Source organism: Halocatena marina (assembly GCF_023276375.1).
Lineage (GTDB): Archaea > Halobacteriota > Halobacteria > Halobacteriales > Haloarculaceae > Halocatena > Halocatena marina.
In genome coordinates this window covers 85,111-102,352 of the sequence record NZ_JALLPK010000001.1, presented here as the reverse complement: position 1 = coordinate 102,352, position 17,242 = coordinate 85,111, and the positions used below count along the sequence as shown (strand labels likewise).

15 protein-coding genes are annotated in these 17,242 nt (G+C 56.5%); 10 read left to right on the top strand and 5 right to left on the bottom strand.

From position 1 onward, the window contains the following. Window positions 1-110 precede the first annotated feature (110 nt). Together MW898_RS00540 and MW898_RS00535 are read right to left on the bottom strand one after the other, a co-directional pair. Complete coding sequence (locus MW898_RS00540; protein ID WP_248903594.1) at window positions 111-989, bottom strand: amidohydrolase family protein; 879 nt, start codon at window positions 987-989, stop codon at window positions 111-113. A gap of 138 nt (window positions 990-1,127) precedes the next feature. After that, complete coding sequence (locus tag MW898_RS00535) at window positions 1,128-1,658, bottom strand: GNAT family N-acetyltransferase (protein WP_248903593.1); 531 nt, start codon at window positions 1,656-1,658, stop codon at window positions 1,128-1,130. A gap of 241 nt (window positions 1,659-1,899) precedes the next feature. On the opposite strand from MW898_RS00535, the gene MW898_RS00530 reads away from it, so the two are divergent. The 7 genes from MW898_RS00530 (at window position 1,900) to MW898_RS00500 (ending at window position 9,182) form a co-directional block, all read left to right on the top strand. Further along, entirely contained in the window at window positions 1,900-2,607 is a 708-nt protein-coding gene (locus MW898_RS00530) for a V-type ATP synthase subunit D (RefSeq protein ID WP_248903590.1), read from the top strand. Window positions 2,608-2,647: 40 nt separating this feature from the next. Next, window positions 2,648-3,049 (top strand): DUF6276 family protein, encoded by a 402-nt coding sequence (locus tag MW898_RS00525; protein ID WP_248903588.1) that lies wholly within the window; start codon window positions 2,648-2,650, stop codon window positions 3,047-3,049. 32 nt (window positions 3,050-3,081) lie between these two features. Next, window positions 3,082-4,119: an A24 family peptidase gene (locus MW898_RS25930; RefSeq protein WP_248903585.1), complete on the top strand. Its 1,038-nt coding sequence runs from the start codon at window positions 3,082-3,084 to the stop codon at window positions 4,117-4,119. Window positions 4,120-4,363: 244 nt separating this feature from the next. Then, the gene (locus MW898_RS00515; protein WP_248909677.1) at window positions 4,364-7,621 is read left to right on the top strand and encodes a cell division protein; all 3,258 of its coding nucleotides are present in this window, start codon (window positions 4,364-4,366) and stop codon (window positions 7,619-7,621) included. Then, window positions 7,622-7,894 carry a DUF7854 family protein gene (locus MW898_RS00510; RefSeq protein ID WP_248903583.1) on the top strand — a complete coding sequence of 91 codons (273 nt, stop codon included), beginning with the start codon at window positions 7,622-7,624 and terminating at the stop codon, window positions 7,892-7,894. It begins immediately after the preceding gene. Between the two features lie 86 nt (window positions 7,895-7,980). Then, window positions 7,981-8,319 (top strand): DUF7855 family protein, encoded by a 339-nt coding sequence (locus tag MW898_RS00505; RefSeq protein ID WP_248903581.1) that lies wholly within the window; start codon window positions 7,981-7,983, stop codon window positions 8,317-8,319. Then, window positions 8,316-9,182, top strand: a complete 867-nt coding sequence (locus tag MW898_RS00500; RefSeq protein WP_248903579.1) for a DUF7856 family protein — start codon at window positions 8,316-8,318, stop codon at window positions 9,180-9,182. The genes MW898_RS00505 and MW898_RS00500 overlap by 4 nt, the downstream gene beginning before the upstream one ends. A gap of 120 nt (window positions 9,183-9,302) precedes the next feature. Here MW898_RS00500 and MW898_RS00495 read toward each other — a convergent pair whose 3' ends face one another. Then, window positions 9,303-10,166 carry a transcription initiation factor IIB gene (locus MW898_RS00495; protein WP_248903577.1) on the bottom strand — a complete coding sequence of 288 codons (864 nt, stop codon included), beginning with the start codon at window positions 10,164-10,166 and terminating at the stop codon, window positions 9,303-9,305. A gap of 170 nt (window positions 10,167-10,336) precedes the next feature. On the opposite strand from MW898_RS00495, the gene MW898_RS00490 reads away from it, so the two are divergent. Continuing rightward, a complete protein-coding gene (locus MW898_RS00490) occupies window positions 10,337-10,849 on the top strand; it encodes a DUF7858 family protein (protein ID WP_248903576.1) in 513 nt (170 codons plus the stop codon). 40 nt (window positions 10,850-10,889) lie between these two features. Here MW898_RS00490 and MW898_RS00485 read toward each other — a convergent pair whose 3' ends face one another. Next, window positions 10,890-11,606, bottom strand: a complete 717-nt coding sequence (locus MW898_RS00485; protein WP_248903573.1) for an AAA family ATPase — start codon at window positions 11,604-11,606, stop codon at window positions 10,890-10,892. Between the two features lie 102 nt (window positions 11,607-11,708). Beyond that, complete coding sequence (locus tag MW898_RS00480) at window positions 11,709-11,921, bottom strand: DUF6199 family natural product biosynthesis protein (RefSeq protein ID WP_248903571.1); 213 nt, start codon at window positions 11,919-11,921, stop codon at window positions 11,709-11,711. Window positions 11,922-12,058: 137 nt separating this feature from the next. On the opposite strand from MW898_RS00480, the gene mutS reads away from it, so the two are divergent. Further along, on the top strand, window positions 12,059-14,692 hold the full coding sequence (gene mutS / locus MW898_RS00475; protein WP_248903569.1) for a DNA mismatch repair protein MutS: 2,634 nt from the start codon (window positions 12,059-12,061) through the stop codon (window positions 14,690-14,692). Window positions 14,693-14,960: 268 nt separating this feature from the next. Further along, window positions 14,961-17,144: a DNA mismatch repair endonuclease MutL gene (gene mutL / locus MW898_RS00470; protein ID WP_248903567.1), complete on the top strand. Its 2,184-nt coding sequence runs from the start codon at window positions 14,961-14,963 to the stop codon at window positions 17,142-17,144. Window positions 17,145-17,242 lie beyond the last annotated feature (98 nt).

Below are 17,242 nucleotides of genomic sequence, written 5' to 3'. Positions count from 1 at the left end.
AGTTCGAGCCATCTTTCAGAGATTGATGATCCAGTAGCTCCACGTGAAACAGAGCGCCACTTGGAAAGCATCTCGTCGTTATGCTGAATCTATCGAGATGTAGTTCGACGTTATAGTCCAAGGAACGCTTCGGCGTTCTCCCAGAGGAGTTTTCGCTGGACTTCTTTCGAGTAATCTGTGTGGGTTTCGAACTGCTGGAGCCAGCGATCCGGGTGGATCATCGGGTAGTCTGTTCCGAACATCACTTTGTCCTTCAGGATTGATCCCGCGTACTGGAGCACCTGTTCGTCGATGTATTTTGGGAGCCAGCCCGAGAGATCCATGTAGACGTTGCCCTTCTGTTGGCAGATGGCGAGTTGCTCTTTTTCCCACGGGAACGCGGGGTGTGCGAGGAGAATGTCGAGATCCGGATGACGCGCAGCAAGATCATCGACGAGCATCGGGTCGCCGTACTTCAGTTGGAGACCACGACCACCGGGCGCTCCCGCGCCGAGCGTCGAGCTTCCGCCGTGGAAAACAACAGGGACACCGAGCTCCTCGATGGTGCTAAAGAGCGCTTCGTGTTCGGGATCGCTCGGGTCGAATCCCTGCGCGATCTGCTGGAACTTGAATCCGGAAAGATCGAGATCCTCGATACAACGCTCTGCTTCCTCGATTGCAGTATCCTTGAGTGGATCGACACCGCCGAATGCGACGAAAAAGTCGGGGTGTGCATCGCGCACCTCGGCAACGTAGTCGTTTGGAACGGGCGGATTTCCGGTGTTCGTCTCTGCGTCCCAGCCGAGGAGAATGGCGCGACCAACGCCCACTTCGTGATACTCCTCGATCATCGCCTCATAGTCCCACGTTTCGAGATCGGTTCCGAATTTTTTGGCGGCGTCGCGCATTATCTCCCCGCCAGCGTCTTCTAAGAATTCGCTTGTCGGCTGGTGAGCGTGGGTGTCGATGGCGCGCGGTTCGTCCTCCTCAGACAGTACGTCGAGTACCATACACGCATCCGGACGCCCAGCGGTGAAAAATGTGCGCGCAACGATCATCGAACGCAGGCGTGCTGACACAGCGCACGATTTCGACGGTGTGTGTCTGGAGAGCTTCGAGCGACATAGACCACTATATTCGAACAGTAATCACGCATTCTGCCACTCATTAGCCAGAAGCCCGTAGCGATGAACATCGACGTGGTCACCGTCAATGAAAGCTTCCTCGCGGAGGAGACCTTCCTCCTCGAAGCCAACCTTTTCTAGAACCCGCCTCGATGCGGGGTTCGTCGTAAAACAGTGGGCGTAGACCTTGTTGAGTCGTCGCTCGTTGAATGCGTAGCCACACAGTGTTGCCAGTGCATCCGTCGCGTACCCATTCCCCCACTGTTCGGGCGCAATCATGTAGCCAACCTCGACCACGCCCCAGATCTCGTTTGGGGGCTTGAGACTGATACACCCGACCCGTTCGCCATCGGCACAAATGAGGAGATGAACGCTGTCATCATCTCCGAGCGAGCCAACCCAATCTCGCTCTTGCTCTCGGTTTTTCGGCTCGACAGCGGCAAGGGAGGTTCGGACGCGCGAATCGTTAATGAGCTGCTGTAGAAACTCGATGTCCTCTTCCTCGATCGTCCGAAGTTCTACGATATCACCGTCGCAGAACGTTGGTCCCGGCATACCCTCTCGCAGACAGTCAACCGTATTAAACCCCAACTGATTTATGATAATAACAAGCACGGGTGACACTCACAGTCATTCGGTTGTTCCGATCGACGAAGACACGGAGAGAGCGACGCGGTTTTCGTAGTGAGTCTCGTTGTGATTTCTCCAGTAATATAAGTACGGAGTGTTGTGCTTAGACGCTCAATCACGACCAACGACAACACGTAAGAGCCTCCATGGGTAATTTTTGAATAACATGGCCACGGACGTCAAGCCGACCCGGAAGAACCTCATGGCGATCGAGGAGCGCATCAAACTCTCCGAGCGCGGGCACGACACGCTCGAAAAGAAACGCGATGGGCTTATCATGGAGTTCATGGACATTCTCGATCAGGCCCAAGACGTGCGTTCAGATCTCGATACGGCCTACGAGAGCGCCCAGCGCAAAATCAATATGGCGCGCGCGATGGACGGCGATATCGCGGTGCGCGGTGCGGCCGCTGCGTTGAAAGAACATCCCGAGATCACGACCCAGTCGAAAAACATCATGGGTGTGGTCGTTCCACAGATCGAATCCTCGAAGGTGAAGAAATCACTCGATGAGCGCGGCTACGGTGTCGTCGGTACGAGTGCTCGCATCGACGAGGCCGCAGAAGCCTACGAGGATCTCCTCGCACAGATTATTCTCGCTGCAGAGGTCGAAACGGCGATGAAGAAGATGCTCGAAGAGATCGAAACGACCAAGCGACGGGTCAACGCACTTGAGTTCAAGCTTCTTCCGGACCTCTACGAGAGTGAAGAGTACATCGAACAAAAGCTCGAAGAACAAGAGCGCGAAGAGATCTTCAGACTGAAAAAGATCAAAAACAAGAAGGAGGCTGAAGAGAAGGAAGCCGAGGCGCGTGAATCATCCGAATCCGGAAGTGAGGAGCCCGAACGCGAGAAAGCACCCGCTGCCGACTGAGATTTGATACCGTTTTCACGCTGCTTCACTAATCGGGCGTATGACCTGTCCAGACTGTGATTCGCCACTCGTTCCATTCTTCGTTCCCACCGAACTACGAGAGTACGCTCCCGATTCACAGCGAACGCTTGCGATCTGTACTCAGTGTCTCTCGTTGCATCCGACGAACCAACCCGAGTTGGATGCTGCGTCTGATCCAGCGTTCGAGCGAATCAGTGAGTCGTTCCCGACGGGTGAGGCGGCGGTACCGATGGCGCTCGTCCTCGGTCTTCTGAAGTCACTTGCGCTCAATCGCTCCGAAATTGAACATTTGCTCGAACGTGTTGAACGAGCGGGTGCTGATCCGTTGTTGGTCATCGATCGAGTGGGGCGGCAAGGAAGTACCCAGCCCCAGTGGGACGCCGCACGACGACGACACCAGCTAGAACAGTTTTTGGATTAAATCTTAAATCAGATACCGCGCCCACGTGCGGTGTGTTCGTCTCGATTCCCGATTTACTCAGGTTCGTTACCGTTCCCGTTTTCGCGTGGGCTGCCTATCAGGATGTTCGAACCCGACGGGTACCGAACTGTGTCTGGGTTCCACTCGTCGCCGTTGGTCTCATCACCCTAACGCTGGACGGCCGGTCGGTTATCGCTCTCTCGTCACCAGAGATTCAGTCGCTGTTTTTTCTTCGCGTCGGAGTGAGCCTCGGAGTGGTTGCCCCGTTGGGATACGCTGTCTGGCGACTGGGTGGCTTTGGCGGTGCGGATGCAAAGGCAATCGTGACGCTCGCGGTGGTTTTTCCGACGTATCCCGAGGTGTACGTTCGATGGACCGCAATCCCGCTCGAACCATCCGCAGTTGGCGTGTTCTCGCTCACGATCCTCACGAATACAGCACTCATTTCGGCTGCCATTCCACTCGTGCTCGCTGGCCGGAACGCTATCAACGGTCGGTGTCAACCGACGATGTTCGTCGGATGGCCGGTCTCCGTCGACAGAGTGGCGAACGTGCATGGACAACTCCTCCAGAAAGATGGAACACAGGACAGTGACAGCGACGGACTCGATATCGATGCAGTTCGAATGTATCTGCGCTGGCGAGGATCGACGCTGGAGGCAGTGCGTCAGTCACCGGCCACACACCGTGATCCAACGAGTATTCCGACGACACCGAACGATCCCGGCGACGGCTCAGTAGCTGAGTACGACGAGCGACTGATCAGTAGTCAGCTGTATAGCGAGACTCGGCGAGCCGATCGACAGCGAATCGACGACCGGGAGATCGATGCGGCTGCGTCCGACGCGTGGGGGGTGGCTGCCTTTTTTGCGGATATCGACGGCGATGCGTACGGATCCACACCTGCGCAGTTGCGCGCTGGGTTGGAGCTGCTCAGTTCCAGCGAGACCGAGTCGGTGTGGGTCTCTCCCGGTATTCCGTTTCTCGTCGTGGTGTTTTTCGGGCTACTAACCGCACTCACCTACGGCGATCTTCTCGCCTCACTGTTGCAGCTGATCGGGATCGTGTGATCATCTTGTTACAACGGGGGATCCGACCCCTACGACGACGATTCACTACAAAGGAGAAGATCGACCATCTATACTGAGAGAAACACTTGTTAAAGTAAATAGATTACAGGCCATCTGGCAGTGAGACCCTCGCTGTGAATCGAGTCAGCTCTCGTGATCCAACGGGATCGCTTGATAGTCTATCACATTCACTTCCACTCGGCTGTGCGAAGGTACTTATCCGGAGATGCACAACGAGGATGCGATGGCTCGCGCGGAGAACACCGAAATCATCGATAGCTTCGAGGAGTTCTACCGCACCTACTACCGCAACGAGATTGGTGAACTCGCACGCAAGTATCCCAACGATAAGCGCTCGCTCTACGTCTCTTGGAACGATCTCTATCGCTACGACCAATCGCTCGCCGAGGATCTTCGCACGCAACCCGAGCAGTTCCGCGAGTACGCAGAGGAAGCGTTACGGTTGTATGATCTCCCGGTGGACGTGAGTCTCGGGCAGGCTCACGTTCGTACGTACGATCTTCCGGAAACGACCGAAATACGAGAGATTCGCGCACATCACTGCGGCCAGCTGGTGAGCCTCCGGGGAATCATCCGAAAAGCGACGGACGTCCGTCCGAAGATTCAGGAGGCAGCTTTCGAATGCCAGCGTTGTGGGTCGCTAACGCGTATTCCACAAACGGGCGGTGACTTTCACCAACCACACGAATGTCAGGGCTGTGAGCGACAGGGTCCGTTCCGCATCAATTTTGACCAATCTGAATTCATCGATGCACAAAAGATCCGCGTTCAGGAGAGTCCAGAAGGACTGCGCGGGGGTGAACGTCCACAAAATATCGACATCCATATCGAAGATGACATCACTGGCGAGGTTACTGCAGGCGACACCGTTCGAGTGACGGGCGTGTTACACCTCGACCAACAGGAATCCCACGGGGAAAAATCGACCATGTTTGATATCTACATGGAAGGGATTACGGTCGAGATCGAAGACGACCGGTTCGAGGACATGACGATCACCGAGGAGGACAAAAAGCGAATCATCTCATTGTCGGATGAAAACGACATCTACGATCAGATGGTTGCCTCGATGGCCCCGTCGATCTACGGTTACGACGACGAGAAGTTGGCCATCATCCTCCAGTTGTTCTCTGGCGTTACAAAGAACCTTCCGGACGGTTCGCGCATCCGGGGAGATATGCATATCCTCTTGATCGGTGACCCGGGGACAGGAAAGTGTGTCTCGGGAGAGACCAGCGTCCGGCTCGCCGACGGATCACAAGCACCGATCCGTGAGCTGGTCGAATCACGCCTCGATGACCCAGAACCGATCGACGACGGCGTCTATCAATCCTGTGAGTTTTGGCTGCCATCGCTCGATAGCGACGGAACATTAACACAGAAACGAGCGACCAAAGTTTGGAAGCGCACAGCACCGGAGCAGATGTACCACATCGAGACAGCGCGCGGATACGAGCTCGAAGTGACACCCTCACACCCACTGTTCGTGGATTCAGATGGTCAATTTACGCCAGTACGAGCCGAGTCACTCGCTGTTGGCGATCCAATCGCAGTTGCCGATGGATATCGGGAACAAAATCAAAATCAGACTCAAAGTCAGAGTCTGGATCAAGAGCAGCGGATCTCGATACACTCCACGACTGCGACGGCGACCGACGGGGGCACAGACACAAAGAGTGCAGAGACGTCTGTATCACACGCTGCACCAGCGGTTGTCTCTGATCGCATTGAAGCAATTACAATCACCGAGCCGGACGAGGAGTGGGTGTACGACCTCGAAGTTGCGGGAACGCACACGTATCTCTCGAATGATGTTGTTTCGCACAACTCTCAGCTCTTACAGTACGTCAGAAACATCGCGCCGCGTTCGGTGTACACAGCAGGAAAAGGTTCGTCTGCAGCAGGGATTACCGCTGCTGCGGTTCGAGACGACTTCAGCGAGGGCCAGCAGTGGTCGCTTGAGGCGGGGGCACTCGTGCTCGCCGATCAGGGCGTCGCCGCAGTCGACGAGCTCGATAAAATGCGGTGTGTGACCGGCGATACGCTCGTTCTGACAGGGCAGGGAACGGTTCCGATCCGTGAACTCGCATGCGACGCTGCATCCGAGGGAAAAGAAGCGTCTCACTACGAAAACGGACGGACGATACGCGGCATGAACAAAGAGGTGTGGACGATGGATGACGACGGTCGAATTGTCCGTCGCTCTATCGAGGCGGTCCACGAGTACGACGCTCCAACGCAACTGCACGAGATCACACTCGAATCGGGAGAATCGCTCACGACAACGGCCGATCACCCGTTTTTCGTTCTCAAAAACGACGAACGGACTGAGAAACCCGCTGCGGATCTCGCTCGTAACGACCTCGTTGCCGTCCCGAATCCAGTCACAGATGGTGGCACAAAGCTGAACGTCTTGCACGCACCGCTCGAACGTCGTGATTACAGCGGAAAAGACGTCTCGTACAGGAAAGTCGAACGAACGCGAAGTATCGACGATCACGCGTACGAATCAGTCTACGACCTCACTGTCGAAGGGACACACAACTTCGTTGCCAACGGGATGATCGTGCACAACTCCGAAGACCGGTCGGCGATGCACGAAGCACTCGAACAGCAGGAGATCAGCATCAGCAAGGCAGGAATTAACGCAACCCTCAAATCGAGATGTTCGCTGCTCGGTGCAGCCAACCCGAAATACGGTCGGTTCGATGAGTACGAATCAATCCCAGAACAGATCGATCTCGAACCGGCGCTCATCTCCCGATTCGACATCATTTTCACAGTGACTGACAAGCCCAACCCGGAGAAGGACAAGGAACTCGCCGAACACATCGTCAACACGAACTACGCGGGGGAGCTTCACACCCACCGGACTGAGACCAGCACGTCGAACGTTTCACAGGAAGAGGTAGACAGTGTCACCGAGGACGTAGAGCCGTCGATCGACGCTGATCTGTTGCGTAAATACATCGCCTACGCGAAACGGAGTTGTTTCCCAATGATGACTGAGGAAGCAAAAACCTCAATCGAGGATTTCTACGTGGATCTGCGCTCACAGGGCACAGACGGTGACGCGCCGGTGCCAGTGACGGCCCGCAAGCTCGAAGCGTTGGTTCGCTTAGCGGAGGCAAGCGCCCGGGTACGGCTGTCTGATACCGTCGAGAAAGAAGATGTCGATCGTATCCTCGAAGTCGTGACTGCGTCGCTCGAAGACATTGGGATGGATCCCGAAACCGGCGAATTCGATGCTGATGTCATCGAGACCGGAACGTCGAAGAGCCAGCGCGATCGCATCCGCAACATCAAGGGAATCATCTCCGAAATCGAGCAAGAGTACGACGACGGTGCACCAATCGAAGAAATACTCGATTATGCGGAAACGGTGGGGATGGAACGTTCGAAGGCCGAACACGAAATCGAGAAACTACGGCGACAGGGAGATGTCTACGAGCCGAACACTGGCAATCTCCGAACCGTATAGATGGATCGTATATCAGCACTCAGGAACGTCGAGGAAGCATTATCCGAGTTCGAAGCGGGCGAAATCGATCTTGTGACGATGGAAGTGCGTGTTCGAGCGATCCTTCGCTCCTATGCGACAGAATTCGAAGAGCAGCAGACCTATGAGGCGAGTGGCCCACCGGCTGTCGATGGCTTAGTCGTCGTCGCAGAGTCAGTGCAGGATGCACGCAAACAGATCCAGGAGCTTATTTCAGACGACACCAAGCGATTCGACGTCGAACGTGTTGACTGACTTATTATTGACGGCATGGGCAGGCCGGTACTGAATATCCCTGATCAATCAAATAGAATTAAATATCAAGTTGCGCCAGCAATGGTATGCTTTTGGTCGTCACGTATTCGGCGTCGGCGCGGGGCAGCCTGCGGAACGTCAGGCGCTCACACGAGGAGTGTGTCGTTCGATCGTTTGGTCGGTCGGCGCTACTCGAAGCAACCGAACTTGAGGCCTTTCTCGCGCTTCGTCTCCGAGAAAAGCATCCAGAAGACGTACAGATCGAGGTAACGAGACCACTCAACGAATTCATCGAAGTGCCAGAACACGTCCGAGAGGCGGTACAGGCCTATGAAACGCGAGAGCACGCCTGTACGCCATACTCTGCGTTCGCTGCAGGAACAGATCTTCCAGATGTAAAGACAATGGCAAAGAGAGAGCTGTGAGAATCGAATCGAACGGACGCGTCTGGTGTGGCCGGGCGATCGATCTCTCGAACACCTCGCTCGTCGCTGAACAAATAGTGCAAGCAATTAGAGACGAAGGCAAACGTGAAAGTAAGAGAGAGGATAGAATTGAGGTCACCGTCGAGTGCGCTCGTCCGGGAGTACTCCACGAGCACGTTGGATGGATTACGGCTGGGATGAATCTTCGTCTACGAACGGCGCTTGCAGCGGTTGCTCGATCTCGTGGCTGGTCTGCGCCACAGGACGACGAGCAAGAACGCATATTGAACCAGATCAGCGCTCTTCCGACAGCGACAGTGGACACGATCCCGGCACGCAAGCGATTGGCCGCCACACAAGACGAAATCGAACAACAGCGAGAGTACGTCGCCCGGCTGCACGGACAAGTAGAGGCCCTCCGCGAAACGGGGACAGAGAGTGAACCCGCACAGGAGGCGCTCGCTGCGCTCGAACGCGCGATTCGTGAACTGAGCGAACTTGAAACAGAACGCGCAGCAGCCGAACACGCACTCGAACAGAAGCGAGAACGTCAGCGACGGCTCAACGACATTCGAGATGAACGGCTCGCGCTCGAAGATCGGGCGGCGAACGTCGCCAGAGCCGCCCGCGAACACCTTGTTGTGCAGCTTGAGGATGAGTTCGAGCGGACGATCGAAACGGTTCCGGGCGCGATTAGATTTGGATTCAACGACCACGATGACGACGACGATAATCCTGTGACGGCGGCGCTCGCAATGGCTCAACTGGGAGTGCTCGAAGCCCCAGTCGTACTCGAGTGCGAGCGGTTCGTGAGCGCTCAGGCAGCAGCTGAATGGATGGACGCACCGGCGATTCTCCTCTGAAACGGTATACAATGTTACACATTCGAGTCTTCAATCAGGGAGGAGAGGACAGAACAGAGTCATCCGTGCACTCGTTGGCTGTGAACCGCTCGTATAGTTGCGCACAGACGCACGCAGAGTTCAGTCGTTGATGAGATCGTGGTATGTCGACCGAAGCGTTACAGGTGTCACTCCCGCTACATCAGCAGTTTCACACTGGGTGATATCGTGACCGGCCTCGTCTGCAGCAGTGTACAGACAGGCAGCGGCGACACCACTCGGATTCCGTCCAGACACGAACCCACGGTCGTGGGCCATCGCGGTCAGTTCGCGTGCACGCCGCTCGACAGAAGGAGATAGCTCAAGTTCACACGCAAAGCGCGCGAGATATTCGCTCGGATCGATCGGGCCGGTGGATAACCCGAGTTCGCGGTTGAGTGCGTCGTAGGCCGTTTTCAATTCTGCTTCGGAAGCACGGGCAACACCCACAATTTCACCGAGCGTCCGTGACATCGAATCCGTCCGGCAGGTAGCGTAGATGGCAGCCGCCGCGAACCCTTCAAGAGAGCGACCACGGAGCAGGTCAGCTTTCTGTGCGGATTCGAAGAGGACGCATGCACGATCACGAATTGACTCTGGGAGCTGGAGGGTACTCGTGAGCCGCCGGATCTCAGTGAACGCGTACACTTGATTGCGTTCTGCTTTCGTCGATATCTGTGCACGGCTGTGTTGGCGGCGCATTCGTGCGATCCGTCGGCGCTTTCGACCCTTTAATCGCGTCGAATAACCGATCTCTGTCGACAACCCTCGATCGTGACGCGAACGAGTCAGTGGAGCCCCCGTCCGAGCCGGATTCGTGTCGTCGTCGTCGAACGACCGCCACTCTGGACCGTGATCGATCGGATTCTCACCGAGAATCAGTCCACATCGCTCACATATGTTTTCCGTTCCGTCTACTCGCACTCGACCATCGCATTCAGGACAGCACTGAACTGTGGAGCTCATCACATGTCAAACTGGGTCCGGCTCACCCTTTAAAAACAACCACGACAACGGTCGAAGCGACTGAATCGATGGATAGAGCCTACCGGTGACCGGTATCTTCCGGTTCGAGTGGTCGAAAATGAACTAACTAAAAACAAATCTTTAAGTTAATATGATCCAACATTGATAGAGTGGGATTATCTGACATTGCCGCTGGAGTGGAGGTGACGACAGAACAGTGCAAGCGATCCATTGCAGCAGTTGATGCGACCAATGATTCACTCACCGACCGATTGGCAGCGTTTGCAGACGAACTTCCGTGTCGCGTCGAGGAGGCAACGACGCTCATCGAGGCGTATGCTGACGGAGCAAGCGTCGGGCAGAGTTCCCGCACAGCAGGTCTTGCTCCAATCACGGGTGCAAAAACGCTGCACCTACTCGGTGAACCGATCGCAGCAACCACACCAATGGATCGGACGATCGTCCGCGAGTGGTTGAATGCCGAGTGTACGCGGACCGAGGCACTTTCCCTCTCGAATGTGGGAGAGACGGAGTTCGCGCTCGCAGCGTTCGTCGAGACGCACGACCCGATACCGGGGGCGCGCGAGGCACTCGAATCTGTGTTCGCGCTCGATTCGAGCCCGACTGTTTCAAAGCGTGATGCGCTCGCAGAGACGATGAGCGACACGAGCGAGTTGTTCTAACCCAATACTCGAAGTTTTCAGACTCATTCCGAGTCGAAACTCAAGAAAAAAGACCACCGGTCTGGAGTTCAACACCGAGGTCGGTATCGAGCACCGTCTCGACAGCATCAGCAACTGCAGTCGTAAATTGCCCGCCTCCCCGGATCGTGGTGGGAACGGAGTTCGGGTCCGTCACGTCGGGCGTCGGAAGGATACCATCTGCATCCAACGTCTCCTCCGTCGCATTCGTTCGAATTGTCCAGAACGTCGAGATACCGATATCGGTCAGTCGATCACAGAGACGGGAAATTCCATCGGAACCGCGTTGATCCGCTGGCGCGACCAGTGCAACCCGCTCGACGCTCGTTACCGCCGCGATGGCCTGATTCGCCGCAACCGGCGGGGTATCGACGAGAACGTGATCGAACGAACGCACCGCCTCCTCAATCCGCTCCTCGAAACGCTGGGCTGCTTCGGGCGTTTTCGCTCGCGCGAGTCGTTCGAACGGTGCGTGGGCGGGACAACAAGCGAGCCGTCCCGAACGATCGGAAAGATCGAAGTCAACAAGTCCAGATTCGAGTGGAGAATCGTTGAGTACAAGAGCAGTCATATCGCACGTGATGCGACCACGGACGTGATCAGAAAGTCCTTGGGTTGCGTACGCCGCGTCTAAAATCGCAACCGATCGACCGTCGCGGGCTAGTATTGAGCCGAATTCGAGACACGTTCGAGTCGTACCAGCCCCACCGACTGCCCCGAGCACTGCTATGCTTCGCATAGACCGGGTGGTCTCCTCTTCGATTAAAAATTCGTGGGACAGACTCAGAGACCAGATCACACGATGAGAACGTGAGATCAGGAATGAGATTGGTCCGGGATCTCATCCTCCTGCTAATAGTATCACTCCAATAATCACCATTACGACACCGACAACTCGTGTTAGCGCAACGTTCCACCCAGCTGGTTCGACATCTGAGAACCGCCGCCTGCTCCCGATTGAGTCCATCTGTTCGTTGAAACGAGCTAACTTGTATGGCCAAATCGTCCCAATCAATCCGAAAAGGACGATTATAATCCCAATTGGATTTCCCATGAAAAATACACTTACTGCTGCAGCATATGCTTTCTGTGAACCAACAACAATAGAATTCATTCCGTAATATGTGGAATAGAATCGAGAATGATCTCGAACCCGTAGTGTTTTACTCGATGCCGCGCCACAGAAATGGTATGACTGCGGAGGGAATCGTCGGCGAGTATCTCGCGTTGAAACGCGAGTCAGAAGCCGACTTGCTGGCGATGCAGATGGGTGATTTCTACGAATTCTTTCACGAGGACGCGGTGACGGTCGGTCAGGAACTCGATTTGAAGGTTTCAGAACGGTCGAGCGGTGGGAAGACGTACAAGATGGCAGGTGTTCCGGTGGACGATCTCACGCCCTACGTGAGTGGACTGGTCGAGCGCGGCTACCGGGTCGCTGTTGCGGACCAACACGAAACCGAGAACGGCCATGAGCGCTCGATAACGCGGGTCGTAACTCCGGGGACGCTACTCGAAACGACGACAGAAGACGCACAGTATCTCGCGGCCATCGTCGAAGGAGGCTCTGAAGGACGGACAGATGAGGACGAATACGGTCTCGCGTTCGTCGATATCACGACCGGTCAGTTCCACGTTACAACGGTCTCCGAAGAGGATAGTGTGCTCACCGAGTGCTATCGGTTCACCCCGACAGAGGTTCTCCCGGGACCCGACGTCCGTGGAAACGACCGTCTCCTCGAACGACTGCACGAGCGTGTCGAAACGAACAGCACACTGCACGCAACAGCTGCCTTCGAACCCGGACGGGCGCGACACACCGTGCGCGAGCAGTTCGGGGAGATCGAAGCGAGCGTCGGTCTCGAAAACGAAGCGGCAATCCGGGCGGCTGGGGCTTCGCTATCGTACATCGAAGAGACAGGGATGGGCGCACTCGCGGCCGTGACGCGGCTACAGCGCTATCAGGCGGACGACCACGTCGAGTTGGATGCGACGACGCAACGAAATCTCGAGCTGGCCGAGACGATGACTGGGTCCGGGAAATCACTGTTCGAGACGATCGACCACACAGTGACAAGCGCCGGTGGGAGACTCCTGAAGGAGTGGCTCACCCGACCGCGACGATCTCGTGGCGAGCTTGAACGCCGTCAGGCGTGTATTGCTGCGCTCTGTGAGACCGCAATGGTCCGCGAGGAACTGCGCGAGTTGCTCGGAAACGTCTCTGATCTCGAACGACTCGCCAGTCGATCAGTCTCGGGAAGCGCGGACGCACATGATCTCCTCCGAATGCGGGACACGCTCGCACTGTTGCCACAAGTAGGCGAGCGCATCGAACGGACAAATCGGCTGGCTGGGTCGCCGCTTTCAGACATCATTACGCGCCCGGACCGCACGGCAGCAGCAGATCTCCACACTGCGCTCGAAGACGCACTCGCCGAAGACCCACCGCAGACGCTCACCCAAGGGGGACTGATCCGGAAAGGGTTCGACGACGAACTCGATGCACTCATCGAGGAACACGAGGGAGCCACTGAATGGATCGAGACACTCGCAGAACGCGAACAGAACCGTCACAACATCGGACGACTCACGGTCGATCGCAACAAGACCGACGGCTACTACATTCAGGTGCCAAAATCGGAGACAGCGAACGTTCCAGAGGAGTACGAGGGAATCAAGACGCTCAAAAACTCCCAGCGGTACGTCACCGACGACCTCCGCGAACACGAACGCGACATCCTCCGCCTCGAAGAGCAACGCGGTGAGTTGGAGTACGAACTCTTCGAAGAACTGCGAACACAGGCAGCCGAACAGGCGAGCCTGCTACAGGACGTGGGACGGGCACTCGCAGAGCTCGATACGCTGATGGGTCTCGCTGTCCACGCCGTGCGCCACGACTGGACGCAGCCGACACTCACAGCCCCCGGTCCGATCGATATCGAAACCGGCCGCCATCCCGTCGTGGAAACACAGACCGAGTTCGTCCCGAACGATCTGTCGATGACCGAGGATTGGCGCTTTCTCGTCGTGACGGGACCGAACATGAGCGGGAAATCAACGTATATGCGACAGACAGCGTTGATCGTCCTTCTCGCCCAGATCGGGAGCTTTATCCCCGCACACAGCGCGACAATCGGTCTCGTCGACGGAATCTACACTCGCGTCGGTGCGCTCGATGAACTCGCGCAGGGCCGTTCGACGTTCATGGTCGAAATGCAAGAGCTATCGAACATCCTCCATTCAGCGACAGAGGACTCACTCGTCATTCTCGACGAGGTCGGCCGTGGCACCGCGACCTACGATGGGATATCCATCGCGTGGGCCGCAACGGAGTATCTTCACAACCAGATCAAATCGAAAACGCTGTTCGCCACACACTATCACGAGCTGACCGATCTCGCGGATCGACTTCCGGGCGTTCACAACGTCCACATGGCCGCCGAGGACCGAGATGGGGATGTGACGTTCCTCTGGACGATCGACGACGGCCCTGCTGATCGGTCGTACGGAGTCCACGTCGCCGAATTGGCGAGCGTACCAGAGCCGGTTGTGGATCGTGCTCGGACCGTCCTCAGGCGGCTCCGTGAGGACAAGGCCATTAACGTGCGCGGTGGTGAGAGCACGGGCGATGATACACAACAGGTCGTCTTCGACCTCGGGTCGGGACAGTTCCGCCGGACAAGCGCAGACGGTGGCGACGATGCGTCGTTGGACCCGGACAAAAAGGCGGTGCTGGAGGCGTTAGAGGGTGTAAACGTAAACGAAGAATCGCCCGTCGACTTGATGGGAAAAGTGAAGCAGTGGCAAGAGCAGTTAGAGGAGTAGCCTGACGTCCGTTGACAGCAATGGGGACAACGAAGCCAAATAACGTCAGAGTAGCGATCGCGTGATGTCCGTTTCGTTTTTTGAGCTCAGAGATCATGCTCATCCCGGTCAGCATTGGATTGATACGTCCTTCCCCCGTGTATGCGTCCAATGGCTACTGGTGACTGTGTGAGGAGGCTGTCGACGTTCGCTCGTGAGTCGAACACGCTCTCACACTCGCCGTGGGGTACACGAATCGAAGGACGGAATTTGAGGAGGCGGATGATCGATGAGTGACGAACAGGACGAGCGCATTCACGAACTCGATGATCGGACGATCGAGCGCATCGCTGCTGGGGAGGTGGTCGAACGTCCTGCGTCTGCGGTCAAGGAACTCATCGAGAACAGTCTCGATGCAGACGCATCACGCGTGACAGTCGCTGTCGAAGCAGGGGGAACAGAGCGAATTCAGGTGAGCGATGACGGCACCGGAATGACGGAAGCGGACGCAAAACGGGCGGTCGAGAAGCATACGACCAGCAAGATCGACGACATCAACGATCTCGAAGCAGGTGTCCGGACGCTCGGATTTCGAGGCGAGGCGCTACACGCAATCAGCGCGGTGTCGCGGGTGACAGTAACGACAAAGCCACGTGATGGGACCCGAGGCACCGAAGTTCGTATCGAAGGCGGCGAACGGACACACGTTGGTCCAGCGGGCTGTCCTGAGGGAACGACCGTCGAGGTGACGGACCTCTTCTACAACGTTCCTGCGCGGCGCAAATATCTGAAGCAAGAGAGCACCGAATTCGATCACATCCAGCGCGTCGTGACTGGCTATGCGCTTTCGAATCCCGGCGTGTCGTTCACCCTCGAACACGACGGACGGGAGCGCTTTTCGACGAGCGGACGGGGAGATCTGCAAGGAACAGTGATGGCCGTCTACGGCCGCGAGGTGGCGAGCGCGATGATCGATCTCTCCGATGATGACCTTCCCGATGGACCACTCACTGAGATCGAGGGGCTGGTGAGTCATCCAGAGACGAACCGCGCAAGCCGTGAGTACTGCACGGCATTTGTCAACGGACGGTACGTCACAGCGCGAGCAGTGCGCGAGGCGATTATCGAGGCGTACGGATCGCAACTCGCGCCGGATCGATATCCGTTCGCTGTCGTTGTGCTGGATCTCGATCCGGAACAGGTCGACGTGAACGTCCATCCCAGAAAGCTAGAGGTGCGCTTTGCAGACGAAACCAAAGCGAGAGAGCAAGTTCGATACGCGGTCGAAAATGCGCTGCTGGACGCTGGATTAATTCGTTCGAGTGCACCACGCGGACGATCAGCACCCAAACAGACCGAACTCGAACCAGGTCAGGAATCGACAGATGAGGATCTGGATCGAGAGCAATCGTCTGACAGCACCACGGGAGAATCAACCGACAGAGACGAGAAAGGTGGGAGGGAGAAGAGAACGGACGAGAACGAATCAGATCCCAAACGGAGCCAAGAAAGTGCACCGACAGTATCCGAGACTGAAACCGTACCGTCTGAGACCGAGCCGTCCGAGATCGAACCGAGTAGACAAAGCGCCGGGCAGAACGCGCCGGTGACCGAGCAGGAAGGAAACGAGTCAGGAGAAGCTGAAAGAACAGAGGCAACGGGTACGAGCACGGACGTCAGAACAAACCAACAAGCACAATCAACGGAGAGCAGGACCAGTACCGAGAGTGATCCCCACATCAGTACCAGTATTGAGAGTGGCTCTACCGAGGACAGTGACAGCTTTGAGCAGGAGCGTCGATTTCGTCGTTCGACGACCCAGACGCGACTGGGCGACGATGCACCGGAACCGACATCGGAGTTCGATCGTCTCCCATCATTGCGCGTACTTGGCCAGATTCACGACACGTATCTCATCGCAGAGACAGACGACGGACTGGTGCTCATCGACCAGCACGCGGCCGACGAACGAGTCAATTACGAGCGATTGAAGCGAGAGTTTGCAGAGGAAACGACCGCACAGGCACTCGCAGAGCCAGTACGCCTCGAACTCACAGCACGAGAGGCGACCCTCTTCGAGGAGTACGTGGACGCGCTTGCCCAACTCGGATTTCACGCATCACTCGTTGAGGAGCGGGTCGCTGAGGTTCGGACTGTCCCCGGTCTGCTCGCAGGGTCTGTCGGACCGACGCTCGTCCGCGATCTCTTAACGGCGTTCGTCACCGGCGACAGCGCGAGCACAGTCGAGGCAGCGGCTGATGACCTCCTCTCGGATCTTGCTTGCTACCCTTCAATCACGGGGAACACGTCACTGACTGAAGGATCGATCATCGATCTCCTCCGCACGCTCGATGACTGTGAGAACCCATACGCCTGCCCACACGGCCGACCGGTCATTATCGAGATTAGCCAGCGAGAACTGGAAGAACGATTCGAACGCGACTACCCGGGCCACGACGGACGACGAGAGTAATACCCGCACCCGCATCTGAATCTGAATCTGAATCTGAGTACGTCTCCTCTATCGAGTTTCGCGTTGTTGCTGGGCTATCGCTGCTCGTCTGATAGGAC

Coding starts and splice junctions, on each gene's coding strand:
- MW898_RS00505 (WP_248903581.1), top strand. CDS start 7,981: ATGCTTTTGGTCGTCACGTATTCGGCGTCGGCGCGGGGCAGCCTGCGG.
- MW898_RS00485 (WP_248903573.1), bottom strand. CDS start 11,606: ATGCGAAGCATAGCAGTGCTCGGGGCAGTCGGTGGGGCTGGTACGACT.
- MW898_RS00510 (WP_248903583.1), top strand. CDS start 7,622: ATGGATCGTATATCAGCACTCAGGAACGTCGAGGAAGCATTATCCGAG.
- MW898_RS00515 (WP_248909677.1), top strand. CDS start 4,364: ATGGCTCGCGCGGAGAACACCGAAATCATCGATAGCTTCGAGGAGTTC.
- MW898_RS00495 (WP_248903577.1), bottom strand. CDS start 10,166: ATGAGCTCCACAGTTCAGTGCTGTCCTGAATGCGATGGTCGAGTGCGA.
- mutL (WP_248903567.1), top strand. CDS start 14,961: ATGAGTGACGAACAGGACGAGCGCATTCACGAACTCGATGATCGGACG.
- MW898_RS00525 (WP_248903588.1), top strand. CDS start 2,648: ATGACCTGTCCAGACTGTGATTCGCCACTCGTTCCATTCTTCGTTCCC.
- MW898_RS00530 (WP_248903590.1), top strand. CDS start 1,900: ATGGCCACGGACGTCAAGCCGACCCGGAAGAACCTCATGGCGATCGAG.
- MW898_RS00540 (WP_248903594.1), bottom strand. CDS start 989: ATGGTACTCGACGTACTGTCTGAGGAGGACGAACCGCGCGCCATCGAC.
- MW898_RS00480 (WP_248903571.1), bottom strand. CDS start 11,921: ATGGGAAATCCAATTGGGATTATAATCGTCCTTTTCGGATTGATTGGG.
- MW898_RS00535 (WP_248903593.1), bottom strand. CDS start 1,658: ATGCCGGGACCAACGTTCTGCGACGGTGATATCGTAGAACTTCGGACG.
- mutS (WP_248903569.1), top strand. CDS start 12,059: ATGACTGCGGAGGGAATCGTCGGCGAGTATCTCGCGTTGAAACGCGAG.